The sequence below is a fragment of the Polaribacter glomeratus genome (genome assembly GCF_002954665.1).
Taxonomy (GTDB): domain Bacteria; phylum Bacteroidota; class Bacteroidia; order Flavobacteriales; family Flavobacteriaceae; genus Polaribacter; species Polaribacter glomeratus.
The window spans coordinates 718,500-742,955 of record NZ_MSCM01000001.1 but is presented as its reverse complement, the minus strand read 5'-3'; the positions used below and the strand labels follow the sequence as shown (position 1 = coordinate 742,955).

The following is a 24,456-nucleotide window of genomic DNA, read 5'->3' as shown; positions in this document are numbered from 1 at the left end:
TGTGAAAAAATTACTCTTCTTATTATTGCTTATACCTGGCTTTTTAGTTGCCCAAAAAACAACCATCTTAAAAGGTACCATAAAAAATAATTTAAATGAACCTATCGAAAAAGTTTCTATAAAGTTTGGAAATACTGGAGATGTAACCGATAAAGACGGAAACTATTCTATAAGAATTCCTTTTAACGAAGAAATTACGCTAATTTTTAGTCATGTTTCTTACAGAACTTTTACAAAAATAATTACAGCAACTAGCAGAAATGCAATTCGCTACTCACCTACTTTAACTTTAAAAACAGAAGAATTAAAAGAGATTGTTGTAAAAGATATCAGAAAAAAAGCAGAAGGATTAACAAGTATCGACGCTAATAAAGCAAAAAACATTATCGGTCCAAATGCTGGTGTAGAAAATATTTTAATGACTTTACCAGGCGTAAATAACAATAACGAGCTAAGCACGCAATACAATGTTAGAGGTGGTAATTTTGATGAAAACTTGGTATATGTAAACGGAATTGAAATTTACAGACCTTTTTTAATTAGATCTGGTCAGCAAGAAGGTTTAAGTTTTATAAACTCTAATATGGTGCAGAATATTAATTTTTCTGCGGGCGGATTTCAAGCAAAATATGGCGATAAATTATCATCTGTTCTAGATATTACGTATAGAAAACCTACCGAAACCGCCACAACAATAGACGCTAGTTTATTAGGCGCTAGTGTAACTTTTGAAGGACAGTTTTTAAATAATAAGCTTAGTACTATTACTGGCGTTAGGTATAGAGATAATAGTTTGTTTGTAAATAGCAAGCAAATTGAAACCAACTTTAGACCAAGGTTTACAGATGTTCAAACCTTTTTGTCGTATGATTTCTCAGAAAAACTATCCTTAAATTTCTTAGGAAATTTTTCTTTAAACAATTACGATTATCAACCAATATCTAGAAGAACACGTTTTGGAACCGTTGCAAATCCGTTGGAATTAATTGTGTTTTATTCTGGTCAGGAAAAAGATAAATATTTAACACTATTTGGAGCTTTATCCGCAGATTATAAAATAACTGATGATTTTACGCTAACCACAACCGCTTCTAGATACAATACCCAAGAAGAAGAGCATTTTGATATTGCTGCCGCTTATAATTTAGGTGAAGTAGATGCAAATATTGGTTCTCAAAATTTTGGTGAAGTTGATTTTTCTCAAGGAATTGGTTCGCAATTAAATCATGCTCGTAATGATTTAGATGCTTTAATATCAAATATTCAAGTAAAAGGAACTATCAAAAATGGTGAAACACAATGGAATTTTGGTGCAAAATATCAGCAAGAAGATATTAAAGACAGAATTAGAGAATGGGAAGTTATTGATTCTTTAGGGTTTTCTATAAGACCTCCTTTTCACTCCTCAAACAATCAACCTTACGCACCTTTTGAAGGCGAAATTACGCCATATCAAAACATCAGAAAAGATAATAATGTTGCTATCAATAGAGTTTCTGGTTTTGTACAATTTAATCAGCGTTCTTTTTGGAACGATCACGAAGTTTTCTATAATGTTGGTATTAGAGCTCAAAATTGGACTGTTACAGGAAACGGAATACAATCTAAAAGTCAGACAATTATTAGCCCCAGAGCTCAATTTGCCATCAAACCAAACTGGGAAAAAGATATGTTATTTAGATTATCTGGCGGCTTGTACGCGCAACCTCCATCTTATAGAGAATTAAGAAATTTTGACGGTGATGTTAATGTAAATGTAAAAGCACAAAAATCGATTCATTATGTGGCAGGAATGGATTATAGTTTTAAAATGTGGGAAAGACCATTTAAACTTACAACAGAGGTATATTATAAAGATTTATCTGATGTGAATGCTTATTCGATTGATAATGTTAGAATTCGTTACAGAGCAGACAACTTAACTACTGCTTTTGCAACCGGAATTGATCTTCGCTTAAACGGAGAATTTGTTCCTGGTAGTGATAGTTGGGTAAGTTTAGGGTATTTAAAAACAGAAGAAAATATAGATAACAGAGGTTTTATTGCAAGACCTTCTGACCAGCGAATTAAATTTGGAATTCTATTTCAAGATTACGTGCCAAATTTACCAGATTTAAAAGCGTATTTAAATTTGGTTTACAACACGGGCGTTCCGGGCGGCGCACCTGCGTATGCAGATGTATACCGTTTTCAAGAACGTTTAAGGGATTATAAACGTGCAGATTTAGGTGTTTCTTATATTTTTGTGGATGCTAATAAACAATTTTCTACCGGTTGGTTATCCAAATTTAAAGAATTAAGTGCAGGTTTAGAACTTTTTAATATGTTCGATATTCAGAATTCTATTACCAATACTTGGGTTAGAGATGTATATTCTAAAACTCAATTTGGAATTCCGAATTACATGACAGGACGTGTTTTAAACTTTAAAGTTGGAATGACGTTTTAATTACTCTTTAAAACAATCCGTTTTTTTAGGATAATCATTTTTATTCATTAAATCGCGTCTGTAGAATACAACTGATCCAATTACAATATTAGATTTGGTTGCAGACATACCTAAAAACAACTCTTTTTCACCTTTTTTATTAAAATCATAGGTTAAATCTTGGTGCAATGCTTTTTTTACTCCTTTATATGTATAACAAACTAGTAAACCATAAACACCTGCTAATTTTGTTGGTTTTGTGGCCGTCATATCATACGAGTTTGGTGTTATAATTAACCTAGCATTTCCATATTCGTTTTCTATTAAAAGTGTTTTTACATTTGTAATTGCTTGTGCATTTATAAACTGTGGTACTAAAAATAACATCAGGAAAAATAATTTTATTGCGTTTTTCATTTTACTAAAGTATGTATTAAATTTATATTTTCAAATATCCAAAAACTTGAGAAGCAATACAATACCTAGTATTAGGTATATTTTAAAACAAAAAAAGAGCTGATTTTCATCAACTCTCTTAAAAAATCTAATTTTAAATAAAATACTAACCCAATATTTGAGCAGCATGTGCTTTTGTTTTTACTTTAATAATTACGTCTTCTATAATGCCTTTTTCATCGATTACAAAAGTAGTTCTATGAATTCCGTCATATTCTTTACCCATAAACTTCTTTGGTCCCCAAACATTAAAAGCTTCTATTACAGCTCTATCTTCATCCGCTAAAAGCGGAAAAGGAAGTTCGTTTTTATTGATAAAGTTTTGTTGCTTTTTACCAGAATCTGCGCTTACGCCTAAAACGTCATATCCTTTTGCTAAAAAAGATTGGTAATTGTCTCGTAAATCACACGCTTCTGCCGTGCAACCTGGTGTACTTGCTTTTGGATAAAAAAACAATACTAACTTTTTACCAGCGTAATCTGTTAATTTTACTGTATTACCCTCTTGATCTTTTGCTTCAAATTGTGGCGCTTTATCTCCTATTTTTAATGATGTCATTCTATAAATGGTTTTAAAGATTAAAAATACAAAGTTTATAAAGTCTTTACAAGTTAATCTTAAAAAAAGTAAATTTTAAGTAGTCTATTTTACTTTCAACTTTTAACTTTACATTTTATAACTCAGATTTATGAACAAGCAAGAAAAAGTGCAATTTGTAATTGATACCCTCGAAAACAAATACCCAGAAATTCCGATTCCTTTAGATCATAAAGATCCATATACACTGTTAATTGCTGTTTTATTGTCTGCACAGTGCACAGATGTTCGTGTAAATAAAATTACGCCTTTACTGTTCGCTAAAGCGGATAATCCTTTCGATATGATAAAAATGTCTGTAGAAGAAATTAAAGCAATTATTCGCCCTTGCGGCTTATCGCCGATGAAAAGCAAAGGGATTTACGGTTTGTCGAAAATTATAATTGATAAATATAATGGCGAAGTTCCGCAATCTTTTGAAGGCTTAGAAGAATTACCCGCAGTTGGTCATAAAACAGCAAGTGTTGTTATGAGTCAGGCTTTTGGTGTGCCCGCTTTTCCTGTGGATACGCATATTCATAGATTATTGTGGCGTTGGAATTTAACCAACGGAAAAAATGTTACTCAAACCGAAAAAGATGCTAAACGATTGTTTCCAAAAGAAATATGGAACGATTTACATTTACAAATTATTTGGTATGGACGAGAATATTCGCCTGCTAGAGGTTGGGATTTAGAGAATGATATTATTACCAAAACTATTGGTAGAAAGTCTGTATTAGATGCATATTATAAGAATAAAAAGTAGTTCTTTCGAAGCTGTTTTTTTGACACAGATTTCACTAGTTTTCACGGATAGTGGAGGAAAAGAGATTGGGATGTTTAACAAAAAGACACAGAAATTATTTCAAACATCTTTAAAAAAAAAGTTCATAAAAAAAGCTCCAACATTTTAAAGTTGAAGCTTTTCCTCTCTTAATTCAAATTCAATTCAATGAAGCTTTCTGATTTTGTTTTAACAAAAGTTAAAGATTTGGAAAAATTAATCAGAAATTGAACTGTTTCTTGTTTGGGTTGCATCTGAAAATCAGATGACTTTTTTGAGTAAAGTTGCATCATATAAAGTTGTTTAATATACTGGTTATAAATAATTAACGATGCTTTTTTACTTTTATTATTGGTTCACTAAAATAATTTTATTTTTTTCTATTAATTTTCTCATATTTATTAACGCATACCGCATTCTACCTAAAGCCGTGTTGATACTAACGCCTGTGTTTTCGCTTATTTCTTTAAAGCTCATGTCTTTGTACATACGCATAATTAAAACTTCTTTTTGTTCATCTGGCAAACCGTTTACAAGATCTCTAACATCATCATAAATCTGATCTTGTATCAATTGTTTTTCAGCATTTAGGCTATCATCACCTAAAACAGAAAAAATATTAAAATCGTCTGTATTCTTAAATTTAGGCATTCTGTTATTTTTTCTAAAATAATCGATCACTAAATTATGAGAAATACGCATTACCCAAGGTAAAAACTTACCTTCTTCATTATAATTACCCTTTTTTAAAGTTCTTATTACTTTTATAAAAGTATCCTGAAAAATGTCTTCTGTAAGGTCTTTGTCTTTAATTTTGCTGTAAATAAAACTATATAAACGCTGTTGATGTCTCTTAATTAAGATCTCTAAAAAAGCTTCATTACCTTCTATATAACCCTTTATTAAACTACTATCTGTTTGTTTTTGTGTACGCATCATAACTACTTTTTAAAGAAAGAAAAAGCTTCTCTCTTTTTGATTTATTTATCAATAATTTAAAAAGTAATTTTTTACTATATGCGGCTTGTTTTGTGATTGTTAAGTCTTCAAATATATAAATATTTTTTCATCTAACAAATAATTTAACAAAATTCAATATGAATCTTTTTTTTAGTGGTTGAAAATAATGGTATTTTTATAGCTTATATTTTTTATAAATGAAAGCAGACATTTCTACAGTAAATCCGAAAGAAAACATCATCATTAAAGGAGCAAAACTCCATAATTTAAAAAACATTGATGTTGTAATACCAAGAAATAAGTTGGTTGTAATTACAGGTCTTTCTGGTTCAGGAAAATCTACTTTAGCGTTTGATACTTTATATGCAGAAGGTCAAAGACGTTATGTAGAGAGTTTATCTTCTTATGCACGCCAGTTTTTAGGAAAACTAAACAAACCAAAAGTAGATTATATTAAAGGTATTGCACCTGCAATTGCTATTGAACAAAAAGTAAATTCTACAAATCCGCGTTCTACGGTTGGTACATCCACAGAAATTTACGATTACATAAAACTATTATACGCCAGAATTGGAAGAACCTACTCGCCTATTTCTAATCAAGAAGTTAAAAAAGACACGGTTTCTGATGTTGTCAATTTTATAAAAAAGTTTGATGATAAAACAAAGCTTTTATTATTAGCGCCTATTATTATTGATGAAAATAGAGAATTAAAAACCTTGCTACAAGTTTTAGAGCAACAAGGCTATGCGCGTTTAAAATGGAATGATACTATTTATAGAATTGCAGATTTTCCTCAGGAAAAATATAAAAATGAAGCGCTCTTTTTAGTAATTGATAGAATTGTAACCAGAGCTGACGAAGATTTTTACAACAGATTGGCAGATTCCATTCAGACTGCTTTTTTTGAAGGAAAAGGAATTTGTTTTATAGAAAATTTAGAAGATAACAAAGTAGCTGAGTTTAGTAATAAGTTCGATTTAGACGGCATGTCTTTTTTAGAACCCAATACACATTTGTTCAGTTTTAACAATCCTTATGGCGCTTGCCCAACTTGCGAAGGTTATGGAAATGTAATTGGTATTGATGCAGATTTAGTGATCCCAAATACAGGATTATCCATTTTTGAAGATTGTATTTTTCCTTTTAAAACGCCCTCTTATATTCATTATAAAGAAGATTTAATTGCCGTTGCCTATCAGTTTGATATTCCGGTGCATAAACCTTGGTTTCAATTATCAGAAAAACAGCAAGAATTGGTTTGGAATGGTAACAAATCTTTTAACGGAATTAACCATTTCTTTTCGGTTTTAGAAGAAAAAAGTTACAAAATTCAGAATAGAGTGATGCTTTCTCGTTATCGCGGAAAAACAAAATGTACTACTTGTAATGGCAGACGTTTGCGAGAAGAAACCAATTATGTAAAAATAAATGAGCAAACAATATCTGATTTAGTAACACTTCCTTTGGATGAATTATCGATATTTTTCAAGAACATACAATTAGATAAATACGATGAGAAAATTGCAAAACGTTTATTAACAGAAATCAATAATCGACTACTTTTTTTAACGGATGTTGGCCTTTCATATTTAACCATCAACAGAACTTCTAATACACTTTCTGGAGGTGAAAGTCAGCGTATAAATTTGGCAACTTCTTTAGGTAGTTCGTTGGTAGGTTCTATGTATATTTTAGATGAACCAAGTATTGGCTTGCATCCAAAAGATACTGAAAGGTTGATAAAAGTTTTAAAAGACTTGCGCAATTTAGGCAACACAGTAATTGTTGTAGAACATGATGAAGACATTATGAAAGAGGCTGATTATATTATTGATATTGGTCCAGAAGCCGGAACATTTGGCGGGCATGTTGTTGCAGAAGGAAACTTTGAAGCAATTTTAAAATCTGATTCTTTAACAGCTAAATATCTAAATGAAGATTTAAAAATTCATGTTCCTAAAAAACGAAGAACTTCAAAAAATAGCATCCAAATTATTGGCGCTAGAGAACATAATTTACAAAATATTGATGTTACTTTTCCGCTAAATTGTTTAACGGTAATTACCGGAGTTTCTGGTTCTGGAAAAAGTACGTTGGTAAAAAGTATTTTATATCCATCGATGCAAAAAAAATTGGTTGGTTATGGAGATAAGGTTGGTCAGCATACAGAAATTAGAGGAAGCTTTGAAGATATAAAAAATGTAGAATTTATAGATCAAAATCCTATTGGGCGTTCTTCGCGTTCAAATCCTGTAACATATATTAAAGCCTATGATGATATTAGAGCGTTATTTTCTAATCAGAAATTGGCAAAAATAAGAAACTACAAACCCAAACATTTTTCTTTTAATGTTGAAGGCGGACGTTGTGAAGTTTGCAAAGGAGACGGAATTGTTACCATAGAAATGCAATTTATGGCAGATGTGCACTTAGAATGCGATGTTTGTAATGGAAAACGTTTCAAAAAAGAAGTTTTAGAAATTACGTTTGATGGAAAATCTATTGATGATATTTTAAGCCTTACTATTGATGATGCCGTTGAATTTTTCTCTGAAAATTTGGTTACTAAAATAGCAAAAAAATTAAAGCCTTTGCAAGATGTTGGTTTAGGATATGTACAATTAGGACAATCATCTTCTACACTTTCTGGCGGTGAAGCACAAAGAATAAAGTTAGCATCCTTTTTAGTAAAAGGAATTACTAAAGACAAAACCTTGTTTATTTTTGATGAACCAACAACTGGTTTACACTTTCATGATATTAAAAAATTATTAGCTTCTTTTAACGCTTTAATTGATAAAGGACATTCTATTATTGTAATTGAACATAATATCGAATTGATAAAATGTGCAGATTATATTATTGATTTAGGCATGGAAGGTGGTAAAAAAGGTGGAGAACTTATTTTTCAAGGAACTCCTGAAGAATTAGCAAAAAACAAAAAATCCTATACTGCTAAATATTTGGCAGAAAAATTATGATTTATTAGTTTTAAGTTAAATTAAATAGGAAATTAATATTAAGAGAATTTTATGTAAATTGTGGGTATATATTACCTCCCTTTTAAATGAATAAAAAAATTAAAATCCTCATTGTTGAAGACAATGTAATTATTGCTGATGATTTAAAATTCACACTAGAAAATCTTGGATATGAGGTTGTAGCCTGCTTAATATCTTATGAAGAAGCTATTTCTTTTTTGGAAGAAAACAGCATCGATTTAGCCTTTTTAGATATTAGTTTGTCTACAAAAAAAACAGGAATTGATATTGCAAACTATATAAATGAACAAACGAAAGTGCCTTTTATATATTTAACTTCAAATTCTGATGATGCTACTATACGATTAGCTTCTAAGACAAACCCCAATGCTTATTTAGTAAAACCTTTTGATAGTAATAACCTAAAAGCAGCTATAGAAATTGCTATAAATAATCATGTATCATTAGATTTAAATTTAGTTGAAGAGTTTGTTTTTGTAAAAAAGAACGAATTTCATCAAAAAATTTTGATAAATGATATTGCTTACATAAAATCTGACAATGTATATTTAGAGCTGCATTGCAAAGAAAATATAAAACACCTTTTAAGATCTACATTAAAAAGTTTTATTGAAAAACTTCCTGAATCTTTTTTACAATGCCATAAATCTTATGTTATAAACTTAAATTACGTAAGCGCTTTTAGTACAAAATCTGTAATTGTAAACGATAAAAAAATACCTATTTCATCTCAGTTTAAAGGTGCTTTTAAAAATTTTATAAAATAAAAAAACGATCTATAGATGACAAAACATTGCTGTTTTTTGTTTTAATATTAAAAAAAGGTTTTGTTTTAAGTTTATAACATCATTTATAAAATAAGTGCACTTATATAAAAGCAAAAAAAGATAAACATTAAGTCTTATTGCAGTTACATCTATAATAATTGTTTATTATTCCTTTAGAAATTACAGAGGTTCTTCATTTCACAACATTTTTAAGTTAATTTACAACTTTAATGATATTAAAATAAAATAATATTTTAAATTTAGAATAGGTTTAATAAAATGGTCTCAAAAGTTTACTTCCCTAAATTTTAAGTAATTTTAGTTATTCAAAATACTTTTAATATCTTTTAAAACTTTATATTTTAGATTTAGTTAAAATATATAAACAAAAAAATACTTAATTCCTCAATTATAACTATTAAAACAAATGAAATTTCTTAACATTTTTGCTATTTTTTTGTTTGTTATCAATTCATTCTCTCAGGTTAAAAAGAGTGATTCTATTATTTACGTTAACTTTTTAAATGAAAAAAATTACGAAAACAAAAAAAATATTTTTAAAAACATATTAAAAGGTAATTCTACTATTAAAAGTACAGAAGAGTGGATTAAATTTTTTAATAATGAAGAGCGTAAGAATAAAAGTGATTTCTTGGCACTTTATAATATTACCCTTTGTAAAGTATTTTTATACAATAGCGAGCGGTCTTTAGAAAAAAGTAATGAAATATTGTACAACTTCTATTATAAATTCAAAAATAATCCAGAAAAAGAAAAACTCTGTAGATTATTAAATTTACTCTTTAGAAATTGTGAAAAATTAAATAAAACATCCGAATTACTAATTATCAATAAAGAAAAGTTAGAAACATGTTCTCCAAACACTATTGTTTTTTATGATGTGTATTCTAAACTAGGCCTTTTAGACCTAGCCATAAAAAACTTTAAAGTATCGAAATCGTATAAAGAAGATGAAATAAGTTTTGAAAATGGAACAAACCAAAATAATCTAGGTGTTTTTTATAAAAGAGAAAAAGAATATGATAGTGCTTTTTACTACTTCGATAAATCCTTAAATATTCTAGAAAAAGTAAAGAAAACAGATGTAGTAAAAGATAACAAAAATTTAAATTATTGGATTGGACTAGTAAAAGGGAATTTAGGTGAATGCTTCTTAGAATTTAAAAATTATAATAAAGCTTTAGAATTATTAACAGAAGAAGAACTACAGTCAAGGTTATTTTATAAAGGTACTATTTGGCCCTATGAAGATGATTACTATAAAAATATGGCTATTTGTTATTTAAAAACAGATAAACTTAGTTTGGCAAAAAAGTATACAGACAGCTTATTTTTAAAAAAAAACATTTTATCCTACAGCAAACTAAAATCAGCGTATTTTGAAATTATAAAAAGATATGATTCTGCCTTTTATTATAATAAGTTATATATAGAAGCATCCTATTTAACAGAAAAACAAAACAAGCAAGAGTTAAATACTAGTATTCTAAAATTGTTAGACTTTCAAGAAGAATTAATATCTCAAAAATTTAAAATTACCGAGATAGAAAATGAAAATAAGTCAAATAAAAAAGAGTTTTTAATTATTTTCTCCATTTTAGTAGTATTGGTAGTTTTTATAATACTTCTAATTAATTTAATTTATAAAAAAAATATTGGAAAAAAAATTATAGAAAATCAAAATGAAGCCATTAACAATTCATTATTAGAAAAAAATGTTTTATTGGGTGAACTACATCATCGAGTAAAAAATAATTTTCAAATAATAATTAGTATTCTAAATCTGCAACTCCAAAAAATTAATAATGAAGAATTTAAAAATACTTTTCAATATAGTATCAATAGAGTTACTACAATTGCCCGCATACACGATAAGCTACTTAAAAACAATAATTTAAATGAAATCCCTTTAAAAGATTATATAGAGAATATTTTAACTGATTTAAAAGTAATATACAATAGCTTACATACCATAAACATAAATATTAACGTAGATCGTAAAATATTTATTTATATAGATCAAACGCAAGCATTAGGACTCATAATTAACGAGCTAATCACAAACTCTTATAAATATGCTTTTTCAAATAATAATAATAATAATTTAATTAACCTTACAATTTCAGAAAAAGAGGGTATTATCTATTTTGAATATTCTGATAATGGAATCGGCTTTGACCTAAATAACATAATGATAGAGAACTCTATAGGTTTAAAATTGATACAAAGATTGGCCAACCAATTAGGAACTAAAGCAGACATAACCTCTAGAGAAGGAATGGAAACAACATTTTCATTCAAAAACAAACTTGATTTATAAGTTTTTTTACACAACAATAATACCCTATTTCACAACATTAATTTTTTTTTACTTAATAAAAACTGTAAATTCATACTGTAATCAGCATTATAAAAGTATTGAATCCCCCAAGTCCCCCAACTAAATATCTTAAAATAATGCTGATTTTTTATTTCTACGATTCCTAATTGACTCTCAAAAAAATCCTAAAATAGCTTAAACTTAAACCAGTTTCGCTGCTATCTTTAAAATGTTTAAATATTTAGAGAAATAGAAATCGTTCAAAAGTTATTAAAAAAATCTGCACTTTCTTCAGTTATCATTTAAACATAGGGCGTTTTTATAAATTGTAGTATAGTAATAAACAATTTAAAAAATAAACCTTAACAACTTTGTATCTTTAGATAATTTTGAATTGCTATTTTCAATTAAACTGTAATTAGTTTAAAATAAGCTTATTATCACTCTTTCTATAAACAAAAAAAGTCTTCTCATTTCTGAGAAGACTTTGTATTTTGGGTGGAAGACGGGACTCGAACCCGCGACACTCGGTACCACAAACCGATACTCTAACCAACTGAGCTACAACCACCATATAATTGCGGGTGCAAATATAAATGTTTTTTCTTTTTCTATGAAAGAAAATATTAAATTAATTTACTTAAATTTTCAACAGCCACGTAACGCTCTGTGGTAAAGCCTTCTGCATAATCTACACCAATTAATCTTCCTAGATCTTTTGCTCTATAGTTAATACTGTCAATAAAGTTCTTACTTGTTATTGGTGTTTCTGGCTCATTACTATTTGGATCGTAAAATTGAGACGAATATGCCAATATTGATTTTGTTTTAACATCAATAAACCCAGTAATATCAACAACAAATTGAGGTTCAATGTTTTTCCATTGCATATAATGGTACACTAATTTTGGTCGCCATTTATCTTGTAACTTGCCTTCTACTTCTGTTTCAACCTTTATTAATCCGCTTAAAAAGCAAGCATCAGAAACTAAATTACTTCCTTTTGGATGATCTATATGTCGATCATCAATAGCATTACAAAGCACTATTTCTGGCTGATATTTGCGAATCATCTTTATGATTTCTAATTGATGCTCTTTATCATTCGTAAAAAAACCATCTGCAAACCCTAAATTTTTACGAATAGTAACACCTAATATTGCCGCAGCATTGGCAGCTTCTTTGTCTCTTAAATCTGCAGAACCACGAGTACCTAACTCACCTCTGGTTAAATCTACAATTCCTACTTTTTTTCCTAAAGAAATTTCTTTGGCAATAGTTGCTCCACAGCCTAACTCTACATCATCTGGATGTGCACCAAAAGCTAAAATATCTAATTTCATAAATATGTTTCAAATTTAAATCAATAATTACTTCTCCTTTTATCAGAAAAAAATCATTTAGAAATACAAATAGACATCATTTCTATTTAAAAAGAGTCTTTTGATGCAACAATATTAAAAAAACAAACTATTAAAACACCAAAATTCAATGCTTTATTTAAAAGAGATACATTTCTATTACGTTTTCGTTTGTTGATTTTATTAAAAATAAGCATCCTTTATTAACATAATCACAAAAATTAGAGGAGTTTTAGAAGGATGATATTTATCATAAAAATCGACTAGCAATCCTTATAAATTTACCTTTTAAAAGAATGAATAAAACCCAATAATATCAGTAGATTATGATTTTAATGCTCGTTATTTTAACAGGTACCATAGGCTTATTTATTTGGGGAAAATACTCGCCAGATGTTGTTGCACTCGTTTCTATGCTGAGTTTATTTTTATGTGGAATTTTAAATTTAAATGAAACATTAAGTGGTTTTAGCAACCCGACAGTAATAATGATTGCAGGATTATTTATAATAGGAGAAGGTTTATCTCAAACAGGATGGACTGCCTTAGCGGGTAAAAAGCTAATAGAATTAGCGGGTAAAAGTGTTCCTAAATTATTGGTGATTATAACACTTGGAGCAGGTGTTTTATCAGGATTTGTAAGCAATACGGGCACAGTAGCTACTTTATTACCGGCAACAATTTCTTCTGCTTGGAGTATTGGTACATTTCCTTCTAAAATATTAATTCCGGTTGCTTTTGGCTCAAACACTGGTGGTTTATTGACTTTAACAGGCACTCCACCAAACATTATTGTAAATAACGCATTAATAGCCGCTGGTTTTGAAGGCTTTTCTTTCTTTGAGTTTGGGTTGATTGGTTTACCGCTTTTAATAATTGCCCTTATCTATTTTAGATATTTTGGTTTTAAACTATTACCAAGCAACAAAACCAATAACAAGCCTATAAACATTGATACAACATTACATGAATGGATAAAAGTATATCAAATTGAAAACGATTATTACAGATTAAGAATTAGATCTATTTCGCCCTTAATTAATACAAAAATTAGTGAATGGGATTTAAAAAACACTTACAAAGTTCATATTATCCGTTTAAAAAGAAGACATCCAAATAGATTAAAAGGAACGCAACCTTTTATTGAATTACCAGAAAATGATACCGAATTAAGATATCATGATATTCTTACCGTTAAAGGCACTACAGAAGATATTAATAAATTGATGATTACGTTTAGATTAGGTCTTTTACCAAAAGAAACTGCAGAAAGTGAATTAAGAAACAACTTAATAAATCAAGAAGTTGGCATGTCTGAAGTTTTGGTTACTCCTAATTCTCAATTAGTAGGTGTAAAAATAAAATTACATGAATATTTTAAAAGATATGACATTCAATTATTAGCGACTTCTAGACACAGAAAACCCTATTTAGAGGATGAAATTACCGTAAATTCTGGAGATAGCTTTATTATAAGAGGTCCTTGGGAAAACATAGAAAAGTTAAAAAATCAACATAAAAATTTAGTAGTTGTTGGTAGACCAGAAGAAATGTTAAAAGATGTAGATGAATTAACGCCGAAATCATATATCGCATTAGGAGCTTTAATTTTAATGATTGTACTTTTAGTTGTAAAAGCAGTTCCTGGTTCTATTGCTGCCTTAATCTCTTCCGGAATCGTTTTATTTTCTGGCTGTATCCCTTTTTCTAAAGCCTACAAAGCAATTAGCTGGACGAGTGTAATAATGATTGCTGCAATGATTCCGATGGGAGTTGCCATCCAAAAAACGGGCACAGCAGTAATGATCTCTAACTCAATTATTGATCTTTTAGGAAAAGAAAATCCGACTTTATTATTAGCAGGAATCTTTTTATTAACCACTACGTTTAGTCAATTTATAAACAATTCTGCAACCGCAGTGCTAATGGCTCCCATTGTTATTTTAACAGCAAGCACTCTACAAATATCACCCGCTCCCTTATTAATTACAGTGGCAATTAGTGCATCAACTGCATTTTTAACACCAATTGGCACAACCACAAATGCAATGGTAATGAGCTCGGGCGATTATAAGTTCGTAGATTATTTTAAAGTAGGTTTTCCGCTTTTAATTCTCTTTTTAATTACAACGCTCCTACTTGTTCCAATTATTTGGCCATTTTAAAACATTTAAAATAAATAGAAACTATAATAAAAATTAACATCATGAAAACCAACAGAAATTTAGAAGTCTACGGAATCAAAAATGTAACCGCAAACTGGAACTTATCCCCAGAAATATTGCAAAAAATAACTGTAGAAAAAGGAATGGGTAGAGAAACCAAAAACGGAACTTTAGCAATAAATACGGGTAAATTTACCGGTAGATCGCCTCAAGATAGGTTCATTGTTAAAGATGCTTATACAACAGACAAAGTTTGGTGGGGAAAAACAAATAAACCTGTTTCTCAAGAAAACTTCGATAAATTAAAAAATAAGGTTACAGGCTATTTATCTAACAAAGAATTATATGTAAGAGATGGTTTTGTATGTGCAGATCCTGCTTTTAAAACCGATATAAGAACTGTAACAGAATATCCTTGGTCTAGCTCATTTGTCTTTAATATGTTTTTAAGACCTTCGGATGAAGAGTTGGCAAATTTTGATGAAGAATGGCTCGTTTTATGCGCACCTGGTTATGTTTGTGAAGATCCAAAAGCATACGGAATTCGTCAAGGAAATTTTTCTATCATTAATTTTACTGATAAAATTGCTTTAATTGGAGGTTCTGCATATACAGGAGAAATTAAAAAAGGTATTTTTTCTGCCTTAAATTTAATTTTACCAATAGAAAAAGATGTTTTACCAATGCACTGTTCTGCAAATGTTGGCGAAGATGGAGATACTGCCATTTTCTTTGGATTATCAGGAACGGGTAAAACAACGTTATCCGCAGATCCTAGTAGAAAATTAATTGGTGATGATGAACATGGTTGGACGGCTAATAATACTATTTTTAATTTTGAAGGTGGCTGTTACGCAAAAGCAATTGATTTAACCGAAGAAAAAGAACCAGACATTTTTAGAGCAATTAAACCAGGAGCTTTATTAGAAAATGTTGTCTTTGATAAAGAAGGAAATGTAGATTATATGGATGGTTCTATTACACAAAATACTCGTGTAAGTTACCCTATTTACCACATCGATAATATTGCAAAACCGTCTTACGCAAATAATCCTACAAATATTTTCTTTTTAACTGCGGATGCTTTTGGTGTTTTACCTCCTGTTTCTAAACTAACGCCAGGTCAAGCTGCATATCATTTTATCTCTGGATATACTGCAAAAGTTGCAGGCACAGAAGCCGGAATTACAGAGCCTGTACCTTCATTTTCTGCATGTTTTGGAGAACCTTTTATGCCGTTACATCCAACGAAATATGCAGAAATGTTAAGTAAAAAAATGACAGAAGCTGGTGTAAATGTTTGGTTGATTAATACCGGTTGGTCTGGCGGTCCTTATGGCACTGGTTCTCGTATAAAATTAAAATATACAAGAGCAATGATTACAGAAATCCTAAACGGAAGTTTAGATACCATCGAGTTTGAGCAACATCCAATTTTTGGATTGTTTATGCCAAAATATTGTCCGAACGTTCCTACAGAAATGTTAAACCCAATGAATACTTGGTTAAACAAAGGCGCTTATATCAGTAAAGCAATCCATTTAGCACATTTCTTTCACTTAAATTTTGAAAAATTTGCAAATGAAGCTTCAGAACATATCATTGAAGGCGGGCCATTAATTGATGAACACCATCATTTGGGAGAACACTTCTAGTTTCTTTTTGAGGTTAGGTTTTTATGCAAATAAAAATCTAACTTTTTTAAATTTATTAAAATTATGAAAAAGGTATTTTTATTCATCCTATTTTCTATTTCATTTACAAATTTTAACGCTCAAACAAAAACTGAACAAAGTTTTGGAAGTTGGTATCTTATATACGGAACTCATAAAATTTCGAATAATTGGAGTATTCTTACAGGTTTTGAAGAACGAAACTATCAAACCTTAAAAAACTATAATCTAACACTTTATACAGTTGGCGCAAATTATAAAATTTCGAATAAATTTACTGCCACCTTAGGATATATGTATTTAGATATTGATAGAACTTTTGATTCGGATGTTGATCCAAATACCATAGAAAATAGACATTATGAACAAATTTCTTACACCTCTAATTTTTTAAACTTTCCTTTTTATCAACGTGTACGTTTTGAACATCGACATTTAAATTCTGTGGAAATCAACACTTTAATAAATAGAATACGATATCGGTTTAAAACAAAAATCGCATTAAACCAGACTTTTTACTTAATGGCAAGCAATGAATCTTTCTTAAATTTTAAAGGCAATTTATATGCAGAAAATAGATTTATTTCTTCTTTAGGATTTAAAGCGTCAAAAAATATTTCTTTAGAAATTGGGTATTTAGGTCATTATATAAATAATTTACATTTAGACAGATTGCAGTTTGGACTCTTTTTTAATACAGATTTAAGCAAAAAAGCAACCAATTAATTGGTTGCTTTTTTTATAGCTTGTTCAATATCTGCAATTAAATCATCCGTTTCTTCAATTCCCACCGAAAAACGAATTAACCCTGCTTTAATTCCTCTTTCTAAACGCTGTTCTTCACTTAATAAAGCGTGTGTGGTTTGGGTTGGACTCACCGTAGTGCTTTCCACGCCTGCTAAACTCATCGATGGTTTTATTAACTGTAAACTATTTTGAAATTTCATTGCGTCAATTCCTTTTTTTAGTTCAAAAGACAACATGGCACCAAAACCTTTCATTTGTTTTTTTGCAATTTTGTACTGCGGATGACTTTTTAATCCCGGATAATAAACGCGATCAATATCTGCATTACTTTCAAAGTATTCTGCCATAATTTGAGCATTTTTAGTTTGCTCTTTTACGCGCAGATTCAACGTTTTTAAACTTCTTTCTAACAACCAAACTGTTTGATCGCTTAAATTTCCACCAAAATTAATGGCTGTTTTCCAAATCTGCTCAATATGTTCTTTGGATGCTGCAACTGCTCCTGCAGAAATATCAGAATGACCACCCATATATTTTGTTGCAGAATGTAAAATAATATCAATTCCGAAATCAACAGGATTTTGATTGATAGGCGATGCAAACGTATTATCAATCATTGTAATGATATTTTTTTCTTTTGCAACATCTGCAATTTCCCTCATATCTGTAATTCCTAATAACGGATTTGAAGGTGTTTCAATATATAAAATTCTGGTATTTTCTTTAATTAAAGCTTTAAAATCGGCTGCTTTATCACTTTCTGTAAAAGAATATTCAATTCCGTATTTATCAAATTCCGTAACCACAAAATTATACGTTCCACCATAAATTACTTGCTGAATAATTACATGATCTCCTCTTTTCAAAAAAGCCAACATCGCACTAGAAATAGCCGCCATTCCTGAACTAAAAATCAAAGCATCTTCTGTACGCTCTAAAGCCGCAATTTTTTTGCATAACATTTCTTGATTTGGCGTATTTAAATATCGCGGATATCGCTTAACATCTACTCCGTCAAAAGCATAAGAAGTAGACATATAAATCGGGGAAATAGCACCTTTAAATTGCTCATCTTTTACTTCACCAACGTGAACGCATATTGAATTTATTCCTAGTTTATTACTTTTATTCATTTCGAAAATTTTATATCAGCTAAATTAAGAAAATCGATTGATTAGTTTCTAGAAAAAAACAATATCTTCGTTTTATGATATCAGTTTTACTTGTTGGAAAAGGAAATGTAGCAACTCATTTATATAACGCATTTAATCATATTGATAAAATAAAAGTTACGCAAATCAGTTCTAGGGAGTTAACTAAAATTCCGCAAGCGGATGTTACAATTATTGCGGTTTCTGACGATGCAATTGCAGAAGTTTCATCAAAAATTACAAATGATTTTGTGGTTCATACTTCGGGTAGTGTTGCTTTGAATGATTTAAAAAACGGCACAAAAAAAGGAATTTTTTACATGTTACAAACTTTTTCAAAGGATAAAAAAGTCGATTTTAACGAAGTTCCTTTTTGTTTGGAAGCAGAAAATGAAAATGACTATACATTATTAGAAACGCTTGCAAAATCGATAGGAAAAAAAATCTATACCATCAATTCTGAACAACGTAAAACCTTGCATGTGGCTGCTGTTTTTGTGAATAACTTTACCAACCATATGTACAAAATAGGGAATGACATTTGCATAGAAAATAATATCCCTTTTGAGATTTTACAACCATTAATTAAAGAGACAGCATCAAAAATTGCACATTTATCACCTGAAAAATCACAAACGGGCCCAGCGATTAGAAATGATCAAAAAACAATAAAAAATCACTTAAATTTGTTGGATTCAAATCAACAGAAAATTTATAAAATTCTTACAAAATCAATTCAAAGTTCAATTGATTAAATCTTTTACAAACTAAAAATGTTACTTCGAGCGCAGTCTAGAAGTTTTATAAAATAAAATATGGAAATTAGTTACAAGCAATTATTACCCAATATAAGTACTTTAATTTTTGATGTGGATGGCGTTCTAACCAACGGAATGGTTACCATTATGCCTGACGGAGACTTAATTAGGCACATGAATATAAAAGATGGTTATGCTTTAAAAACGGCTGTTGATAAAGGATATAACGTTTGTATTATTTCTGGTGGAACAAACGAAGGTGTAAAAACCCGTTTAGCGAATCTAGGTATTAAAGACATTTATTTAGGCGCACATGATAAAATTAAGCAATACAAAGAATTGGTAAAGAAATACAATTTAAAGCCAGAAAATGTATTGTACATGGGCGATGACATCCCAGATTATCCAGTAATGAAATTGGTTGGTTTATCGTGTTGCCCAAATGACGCAGCTCCAGAAATTCAAAAAATATCAAAATACATTTCCTACAAAAAAGGTGGCGAAGGTTGTGTTAGAGATATTATAGAACAAGTTTTAAAAGTGCAAGGAAAGTGGGAAGCAAATTTTGATGCTAAATATGATTAGGGAACTCCATAATTATTAAAGTTTCTAATATCCTTACCTATAAAAATTTTAAATTTTGACATTCCTTTTTGAAGAATCAAGATTAATTATAAAAAAAGTATTTTTTATTAACAGTAATATTTTAACTCCTTAAAAAATAAAATGAAAAAAATTATCTTAAGTACAATTCTATTTGTAGTAACAATTTCTATAAATGCACAAACTATTTTTGGCAAATGGCATTCTAAAAATGATGAAACTGGTAATGTTGATTCGGTTATTGAAGTCTATGAAAAAAACGGAAAAGCTTTTGCGAAAATAATAGAAATTAAAAATCCTGAAAGAAAAAATGCTGTCTGCGTTTTATGCGAAGGAAAAGATAAAAATAAACCAATTTTAGGTTTAAACATATTAACAGGTTTAGAGAAGGATGATGACGAATGGTCTGGAGGGAAAATTTTAGATCCAAGAAACGGAAAAATATACAAATGCTACATTAAGCTTGAGCACGCTAACAAGTTAAAAATTAGAGGCTATATTGGATTCGCTTTATTAGGTAAAACTGCTTATTGGGAAAGAGCTGAATAGTATAAAAAACTTTTTCAACATCTTATTAAACTATGGATAAAATCCATTTTGCTATAAAAAATGAAAGCCTTTGCACTAAAAACAACTTAGTAGAAAGTATTTTAAATGGTTTAGATTCTTTTCTAAATTTAAAATATAAAAAAGGGCTTTTATTTTCTATTTCGGTTTTAGAAAAATTTATAGAAAAAGAAGCAAAATACGACGCACAAACTTTAACTTTAAATGAGAAAAGAGGCATCAGGTCTTTTTCTAGTGGAGAACAAAAAAAAATATTACTCGCTTATTTAATTGAACAAAAACCCGATTTTTTAATTTTAGAAAGTCCCTTTGAAAGTTTAGATACTAATGCAGTTTCAGATTTAAAAGAGAATCTTATAAAGCTGTCTTCAAAAATTATTTTAATTCAGATTTTTAGCAGAAAAGAAGAACTTTTACCAATAATTACACACGTTTTAGAAGTTGAAAATGATGTAATTACATCAAGTAATGCCATAGAAAAATATACTTTTAAAGAGCATGATTTTGTTTTTAAAGGTACAATTCCTAAATCCATCACTTTTTATAAAAACATACCAAAACAGTTAATATCACTGCGAAATGTTACAGTACATTATGGTGATAATTGTATTTTAAACAGTATAAATTGGATTATCAACAAAAATGAATTCTGGCAATTAATTGGACCAAATGGCTCTGGAAAAACCACCATTTTGTCTATGATTTATGGCAACAATGTAAAAGCCTACGGACAAGAAGTTTATTTGTTTGGCAAGAAAAAAGGTTCTGGAGAAAGTGTTTGGGAGATCAAAGAAAAAATTGGCTACTTTAGTCCGGCAATATTAACGTTGTTTCAAAGAGAAATAACTGCAAAAGAAATGGTTATATCTGGTTTTTTTGACAGTATTGGTTTGTATAAATCACCAACAACATTACAAGTTCAACTGGCTAAAGAATGGCTTAAATTACTAGGTTTAGAAAGTGAAAAAGAAGTTTCGTTTAAAAACTTAACTACTGCAACACAGCGATTAGTTTTAATTGCAAGAGCAATGATTAAGCACCCGCCTTTATTAATTTTAGACGAACCTCTAATGAATTTAGACAACCAAGGAACCGCTATTCTCATCGCTTTAATGAATAAAATTGTAAAAGAAAGCGACACAACTATACTTTTTGTTTCTCACAGATCTGTTGACAATTTGTTGCTTAATACTGTTTATGAGCTCGTTCCTACTAAAAATGGTTCTATAGGAAGTATAAAAAAATAGGTTTAATTTTTTTCTTCTAACATTGGCACAAAAGCAAAATCTCCTAATTCATGTTTCTCAAATTCTTTGCCCGATTTTCTAATAAATAAGGTCATAATTTGAGTATTGTCTCCAACCGGAATTAATAACATTCCTCCTACTTTTAATTGAGATAACAAAGGTTTTGGCACAAAAGGAGCACCAGCTGTTACTATAATTTTATCAAAAGGCGCTTGTTCTGGCAAACCTTTATAACCGTCGCCAAAAATAAATTTTTTAGGATTGTATCCTAGTTTTGGCAATAAATTTCCAGTAATTCTAAACAATTCGTGCTGTCTTTCTATAGAATATACTTCTGCATTTAACTCTAATAAAACAGCTGTTTGATAGCCAGAACCTGTACCAATTTCTAAAACTTTGTCTCCGCTTTTAATTTCTAACGTTTGCGATTGAAATGCAACTGTGTAAGGTTGAGAAATCGTTTGATCTGCAGCAATAGGAAAAGCTTTGTCTTGATAGGCATGAGACTCAAAACTAGAATCAATAAAAAGGTGTCTTGGAATTTTTTTTATTGCTTTTAATACATTTTTATCCGTAATCCCTTTTGCTTTTAATACAGTAGCCAATTGGTTTCTAAGTCCTTGATGTTTTGCTGTGTCTTTCAATTCTTGGTTGTTTCTAGAGTCTAAAAATACTAATAAATCTAAATAAATTCTTATAAAATTGTATCTTTGTTTGTCTCGGTATTTTAAATACCAGAAAATACTAAAAAACAAGATTTTATGTTAAAAGTTGGGGTTTTAGGTGCAGGTCATCTTGGAAAAATTCATTTGCGATTATTAGAGCAATCAAAAAAATACGAATTGGTTGGTTTTTATGATCAAGACACTTTAAATGCAGAAAAGGTTGCAGAAGAATTTGGGTACAAACTATTTGCTTCTATCGATGATTTAATTGATGCAGTAGAAGTTGTAGATATTGTTACACCAACGTTATCTCATTTTGAATGTGCAAAAAAAGCAATCAAAAAAGGCTGTCATATTTTTATTGAAAAGCCAATTGCAAAAACAGTTTTAGAAGCAGAAGCGATTAGAACGTTAGCGAGTCAATATCACGTTAAAGGTCAGGTTGGTCATGTAGAAAGATTCAATCCGGCGTTTATTGCGGCAAAAGGCATGATTGATAACCCAATGTTTATTGAAACACATCGATTGGCAGAATTTAACCCAAGAGGTACAGATGTACCTGTGGTTTTAGATTTAATGATTCATGATATTGATATTATTCTTTCTGTAGTAAAATCGAAAGTTAAAAATGTACATGCAAGCGGAATTTCAGTAATTTCTGATACTCCGGATATTGCAAACGCAAGAATTGAATTTGAAAATGGTTGTGTTGCCAATTTAACTGCAAGCCGAATTTCTATGAAAAACATGCGTAAAAGTCGCTTTTTTCAGAAGGATGCGTATATTTCTGTTGATTTGTTAGAAAAGAAAGCAGAAGTTGTACGAATGAAAGATGTACCAGAAAATCCTGATGAATTTGCAATGATTTTACAAAATGCAGAAGGTGTTAAAAAACAAATTTATTTTGACAATCCAGAAGTTGAAAACAACAATGCCATTTTAGATGAATTAGAAACATTTGCTGATGCAATTATTAATAACACAGAACCTGTTGTTACTTTAAGAAACGGAACAGATGCTTTAAGAGTTGCTCAAATGGTTATTGATAGTTTTTAGGTTAGCCTCTAATATCTATAATTTATAAAAAAACAAATGCTTTCAATAGTTTAAAAAAGTTAGCAAATACGCGCGTTAGGGATTGCAGTGAAAATCCTTTTTTTTTACATGAAATTATGAAAAAGAATAAAATCTCTTTAGAAAGCAAAAAACTTTCTTGATAATAGGTAAATAAAAAAAGATTGAAGCGTAAAGCCCGACCTTTAGGGAACGCCCAAATAATATAAAAAATAAAATAATACTTCATGAAAAATATAGCTGTAATTGGTGCTGGAACAATGGGAAATGGAATTGCGCACACGTTTGCTCAATTTAATTATAAGGTTCAGTTAATTGATATTTCTGAAGCTGCTCTTGAAAAAGGGATGGCAACGATTACCAAAAATTTGGATAGAATGGTTGCTAAAGAAAAAATTTCTGAGGCTGATAAAGTAAAAACGTTAAGTAATATTACCACTTTTACTTCGATAAAAGAAGGTGTTAAAAACACAAGTTTAGTAATTGAAGCTGCCACTGAAAATGCAGTTTTAAAAGCTAAAATTTTTAAGGAATTGGATGAAGTTTGTGACGAGGAAACCATTTTAGCAACAAATACATCGTCTATTTCAATTACTCAAATTGCAGGTGTTACCAAAAGACCCGAAAAAGTAATTGGAATGCATTTTATGAATCCTGTGCCAATTATGAAATTGGTAGAAATTATTAGAGGGTACAATACTGCGGATGAAGTGATGAATTTTACGGTTGATTTAAGCAAGAAAATTAATAAAACGCCTGTAGAAGTTAATGATTATCCAGGTTTTGTTGCCAACAGAATTTTGATGCCAATGATTAATGAATCTATCGAAACTTTGTACAATGGAGTTGCTGGTGTTGCTGAAATTGATACCGTTATGATGTTAGGAATGGCGCACCCTATGGGACCTTTGCAACTAGCAGATTTTATTGGTTTAGATGTTTGTTTGTCTATTTTAAATGTGATGTACGACGGGTTTAAAAACCCTAAATATGCACCTTGCCCACTCTTAGTAAACATGGTAAATGCAGGTAAACTAGGTGTGAAATCTGGAGAAGGCTTTTATGATTATTCGGAAAGTAGAAAGGCGGAAAAGGTTGCTAAAATGTTTAGCTAACGGAATGCT

20 protein-coding genes and 1 tRNA gene are annotated in these 24,456 nt (G+C 29.7%); 14 read left to right on the top strand and 7 right to left on the bottom strand.

The genetic code is table 11. The features are described from left to right. The first annotated feature begins 1 nt into the window (after position 1). Entirely contained in the window at positions 2-2,449 is a 2,448-nt protein-coding gene (locus BTO16_RS03110) for a TonB-dependent receptor (RefSeq protein ID WP_105020185.1), read from the top strand. On the opposite strand, the gene BTO16_RS03105 is transcribed toward BTO16_RS03110, so the two are convergent. After that, positions 2,450-2,845, bottom strand: coding sequence for a hypothetical protein (locus tag BTO16_RS03105; RefSeq protein ID WP_105020184.1), 396 nt, complete (start codon positions 2,843-2,845; stop codon positions 2,450-2,452). A 145-nt stretch (positions 2,846-2,990) separates the two neighbouring features. Next, positions 2,991-3,443: a thioredoxin-dependent thiol peroxidase gene (bcp, locus tag BTO16_RS03100; protein WP_105020183.1), complete on the bottom strand. Its 453-nt coding sequence runs from the start codon at positions 3,441-3,443 to the stop codon at positions 2,991-2,993. A 130-nt stretch (positions 3,444-3,573) separates the two neighbouring features. On the opposite strand from bcp, the gene BTO16_RS03095 reads away from it, so the two are divergent. Beyond that, complete coding sequence (locus tag BTO16_RS03095) at positions 3,574-4,230, top strand: endonuclease III domain-containing protein (protein WP_105020182.1); 657 nt, start codon at positions 3,574-3,576, stop codon at positions 4,228-4,230. A 366-nt stretch (positions 4,231-4,596) separates the two neighbouring features. Here BTO16_RS03095 and BTO16_RS03090 read toward each other — a convergent pair whose 3' ends face one another. Further along, positions 4,597-5,184, bottom strand: a complete 588-nt coding sequence (locus BTO16_RS03090) for an RNA polymerase sigma factor (RefSeq protein ID WP_407675514.1) — start codon at positions 5,182-5,184, stop codon at positions 4,597-4,599. 221 nt (positions 5,185-5,405) lie between these two features. Here BTO16_RS03090 and uvrA point away from each other — a divergent pair, with 221 nt between their 5' ends. The 3 genes from uvrA to BTO16_RS03075 all read left to right on the top strand — a co-directional run bounded on the left by uvrA (position 5,406) and on the right by BTO16_RS03075 (position 11,321). Then, the gene (gene uvrA, locus BTO16_RS03085; RefSeq protein ID WP_105020180.1) at positions 5,406-8,192 is read left to right on the top strand and encodes an excinuclease ABC subunit UvrA; all 2,787 of its coding nucleotides are present in this window, start codon (positions 5,406-5,408) and stop codon (positions 8,190-8,192) included. Between the two features lie 86 nt (positions 8,193-8,278). Then, positions 8,279-8,980: a LytR/AlgR family response regulator transcription factor gene (locus BTO16_RS03080; RefSeq protein ID WP_105020179.1), complete on the top strand. Its 702-nt coding sequence runs from the start codon at positions 8,279-8,281 to the stop codon at positions 8,978-8,980. Between the two features lie 427 nt (positions 8,981-9,407). After that, positions 9,408-11,321 carry a histidine kinase dimerization/phosphoacceptor domain -containing protein gene (locus tag BTO16_RS03075; RefSeq protein ID WP_105020178.1) on the top strand — a complete coding sequence of 638 codons (1,914 nt, stop codon included), beginning with the start codon at positions 9,408-9,410 and terminating at the stop codon, positions 11,319-11,321. A 496-nt stretch (positions 11,322-11,817) separates the two neighbouring features. On the opposite strand, the gene BTO16_RS03070 is transcribed toward BTO16_RS03075, so the two are convergent. After that, positions 11,818-11,893, bottom strand: a tRNA-His gene (locus BTO16_RS03070). 54 nt (positions 11,894-11,947) lie between these two features. Continuing rightward, the gene (gene bshB1 / locus BTO16_RS03065) at positions 11,948-12,664 is read right to left on the bottom strand and encodes a bacillithiol biosynthesis deacetylase BshB1 (RefSeq protein ID WP_105020177.1); all 717 of its coding nucleotides are present in this window, start codon (positions 12,662-12,664) and stop codon (positions 11,948-11,950) included. 344 nt (positions 12,665-13,008) lie between these two features. On the opposite strand from bshB1, the gene BTO16_RS03060 reads away from it, so the two are divergent. The 3 genes from BTO16_RS03060 to BTO16_RS03050 all read left to right on the top strand — a co-directional run bounded on the left by BTO16_RS03060 (position 13,009) and on the right by BTO16_RS03050 (position 17,246). Further along, a complete protein-coding gene (locus BTO16_RS03060; protein WP_105020176.1) occupies positions 13,009-14,847 on the top strand; it encodes an SLC13 family permease in 1,839 nt (612 codons plus the stop codon). A 41-nt stretch (positions 14,848-14,888) separates the two neighbouring features. Beyond that, the gene (pckA, locus tag BTO16_RS03055; RefSeq protein ID WP_105020175.1) at positions 14,889-16,502 is read left to right on the top strand and encodes a phosphoenolpyruvate carboxykinase (ATP); all 1,614 of its coding nucleotides are present in this window, start codon (positions 14,889-14,891) and stop codon (positions 16,500-16,502) included. A 63-nt stretch (positions 16,503-16,565) separates the two neighbouring features. Next, the gene (locus BTO16_RS03050; protein ID WP_105020174.1) at positions 16,566-17,246 is read left to right on the top strand and encodes a DUF2490 domain-containing protein; all 681 of its coding nucleotides are present in this window, start codon (positions 16,566-16,568) and stop codon (positions 17,244-17,246) included. On the opposite strand, the gene BTO16_RS03045 is transcribed toward BTO16_RS03050, so the two are convergent. After that, positions 17,243-18,400 carry a trans-sulfuration enzyme family protein gene (locus BTO16_RS03045; RefSeq protein ID WP_105020173.1) on the bottom strand — a complete coding sequence of 386 codons (1,158 nt, stop codon included), beginning with the start codon at positions 18,398-18,400 and terminating at the stop codon, positions 17,243-17,245. The two genes, BTO16_RS03050 and BTO16_RS03045, sit on opposite strands and share 4 nt — an antisense overlap. A gap of 74 nt (positions 18,401-18,474) precedes the next feature. On the opposite strand from BTO16_RS03045, the gene BTO16_RS03040 reads away from it, so the two are divergent. From BTO16_RS03040 to BTO16_RS03025, 4 genes are all read left to right on the top strand, one after another. Then, positions 18,475-19,173 (top strand): Rossmann-like and DUF2520 domain-containing protein, encoded by a 699-nt coding sequence (locus tag BTO16_RS03040; RefSeq protein WP_105020172.1) that lies wholly within the window; start codon positions 18,475-18,477, stop codon positions 19,171-19,173. Positions 19,174-19,233: 60 nt separating this feature from the next. Further along, the gene (locus BTO16_RS03035) at positions 19,234-19,761 is read left to right on the top strand and encodes a KdsC family phosphatase (protein ID WP_105020171.1); all 528 of its coding nucleotides are present in this window, start codon (positions 19,234-19,236) and stop codon (positions 19,759-19,761) included. A 141-nt stretch (positions 19,762-19,902) separates the two neighbouring features. Next, positions 19,903-20,328 carry a DUF2147 domain-containing protein gene (locus BTO16_RS03030; RefSeq protein ID WP_105020170.1) on the top strand — a complete coding sequence of 142 codons (426 nt, stop codon included), beginning with the start codon at positions 19,903-19,905 and terminating at the stop codon, positions 20,326-20,328. A gap of 32 nt (positions 20,329-20,360) precedes the next feature. Continuing rightward, positions 20,361-21,593, top strand: a complete 1,233-nt coding sequence (locus BTO16_RS03025) for an ATP-binding cassette domain-containing protein (RefSeq protein WP_105020169.1) — start codon at positions 20,361-20,363, stop codon at positions 21,591-21,593. A 2-nt stretch (positions 21,594-21,595) separates the two neighbouring features. Here the strand turns inward: BTO16_RS03025 and BTO16_RS03020 are convergent, their stop codons facing one another. Beyond that, positions 21,596-22,237 carry a protein-L-isoaspartate(D-aspartate) O-methyltransferase gene (locus BTO16_RS03020; RefSeq protein ID WP_105021495.1) on the bottom strand — a complete coding sequence of 214 codons (642 nt, stop codon included), beginning with the start codon at positions 22,235-22,237 and terminating at the stop codon, positions 21,596-21,598. Positions 22,238-22,354: 117 nt separating this feature from the next. On the opposite strand from BTO16_RS03020, the gene BTO16_RS03015 reads away from it, so the two are divergent. Together BTO16_RS03015 and BTO16_RS03010 are read left to right on the top strand one after the other, a co-directional pair. Continuing rightward, positions 22,355-23,314, top strand: coding sequence for a Gfo/Idh/MocA family protein (locus tag BTO16_RS03015; RefSeq protein WP_105020168.1), 960 nt, complete (start codon positions 22,355-22,357; stop codon positions 23,312-23,314). Between the two features lie 245 nt (positions 23,315-23,559). Beyond that, positions 23,560-24,447: a 3-hydroxyacyl-CoA dehydrogenase family protein gene (locus BTO16_RS03010; RefSeq protein WP_105020167.1), complete on the top strand. Its 888-nt coding sequence runs from the start codon at positions 23,560-23,562 to the stop codon at positions 24,445-24,447. Positions 24,448-24,456 lie beyond the last annotated feature (9 nt).

Bases quoted from the DNA above. Each gene is read 5' to 3' on its own strand.
- BTO16_RS03105 (WP_105020184.1), bottom strand. From the start codon at position 2,845: ATGAAAAACGCAATAAAATTATTTTTCCTGATGTTATTTTTAGTACCA.
- bcp (WP_105020183.1), bottom strand. From the start codon at position 3,443: ATGACATCATTAAAAATAGGAGATAAAGCGCCACAATTTGAAGCAAAA.
- BTO16_RS03095 (WP_105020182.1), top strand. From the start codon at position 3,574: ATGAACAAGCAAGAAAAAGTGCAATTTGTAATTGATACCCTCGAAAAC.
- BTO16_RS03090 (WP_407675514.1), bottom strand. From the start codon at position 5,184: ATGCGTACACAAAAACAAACAGATAGTAGTTTAATAAAGGGTTATATA.
- uvrA (WP_105020180.1), top strand. From the start codon at position 5,406: ATGAAAGCAGACATTTCTACAGTAAATCCGAAAGAAAACATCATCATT.
- BTO16_RS03080 (WP_105020179.1), top strand. From the start codon at position 8,279: ATGAATAAAAAAATTAAAATCCTCATTGTTGAAGACAATGTAATTATT.
- BTO16_RS03075 (WP_105020178.1), top strand. From the start codon at position 9,408: ATGAAATTTCTTAACATTTTTGCTATTTTTTTGTTTGTTATCAATTCA.
- bshB1 (WP_105020177.1), bottom strand. From the start codon at position 12,664: ATGAAATTAGATATTTTAGCTTTTGGTGCACATCCAGATGATGTAGAG.
- BTO16_RS03060 (WP_105020176.1), top strand. From the start codon at position 13,009: ATGATTTTAATGCTCGTTATTTTAACAGGTACCATAGGCTTATTTATT.
- pckA (WP_105020175.1), top strand. From the start codon at position 14,889: ATGAAAACCAACAGAAATTTAGAAGTCTACGGAATCAAAAATGTAACC.
- BTO16_RS03050 (WP_105020174.1), top strand. From the start codon at position 16,566: ATGAAAAAGGTATTTTTATTCATCCTATTTTCTATTTCATTTACAAAT.
- BTO16_RS03045 (WP_105020173.1), bottom strand. From the start codon at position 18,400: ATGAATAAAAGTAATAAACTAGGAATAAATTCAATATGCGTTCACGTT.
- BTO16_RS03040 (WP_105020172.1), top strand. From the start codon at position 18,475: ATGATATCAGTTTTACTTGTTGGAAAAGGAAATGTAGCAACTCATTTA.
- BTO16_RS03035 (WP_105020171.1), top strand. From the start codon at position 19,234: ATGGAAATTAGTTACAAGCAATTATTACCCAATATAAGTACTTTAATT.
- BTO16_RS03030 (WP_105020170.1), top strand. From the start codon at position 19,903: ATGAAAAAAATTATCTTAAGTACAATTCTATTTGTAGTAACAATTTCT.
- BTO16_RS03025 (WP_105020169.1), top strand. From the start codon at position 20,361: ATGGATAAAATCCATTTTGCTATAAAAAATGAAAGCCTTTGCACTAAA.
- BTO16_RS03015 (WP_105020168.1), top strand. From the start codon at position 22,355: ATGTTAAAAGTTGGGGTTTTAGGTGCAGGTCATCTTGGAAAAATTCAT.
- BTO16_RS03010 (WP_105020167.1), top strand. From the start codon at position 23,560: ATGAAAAATATAGCTGTAATTGGTGCTGGAACAATGGGAAATGGAATT.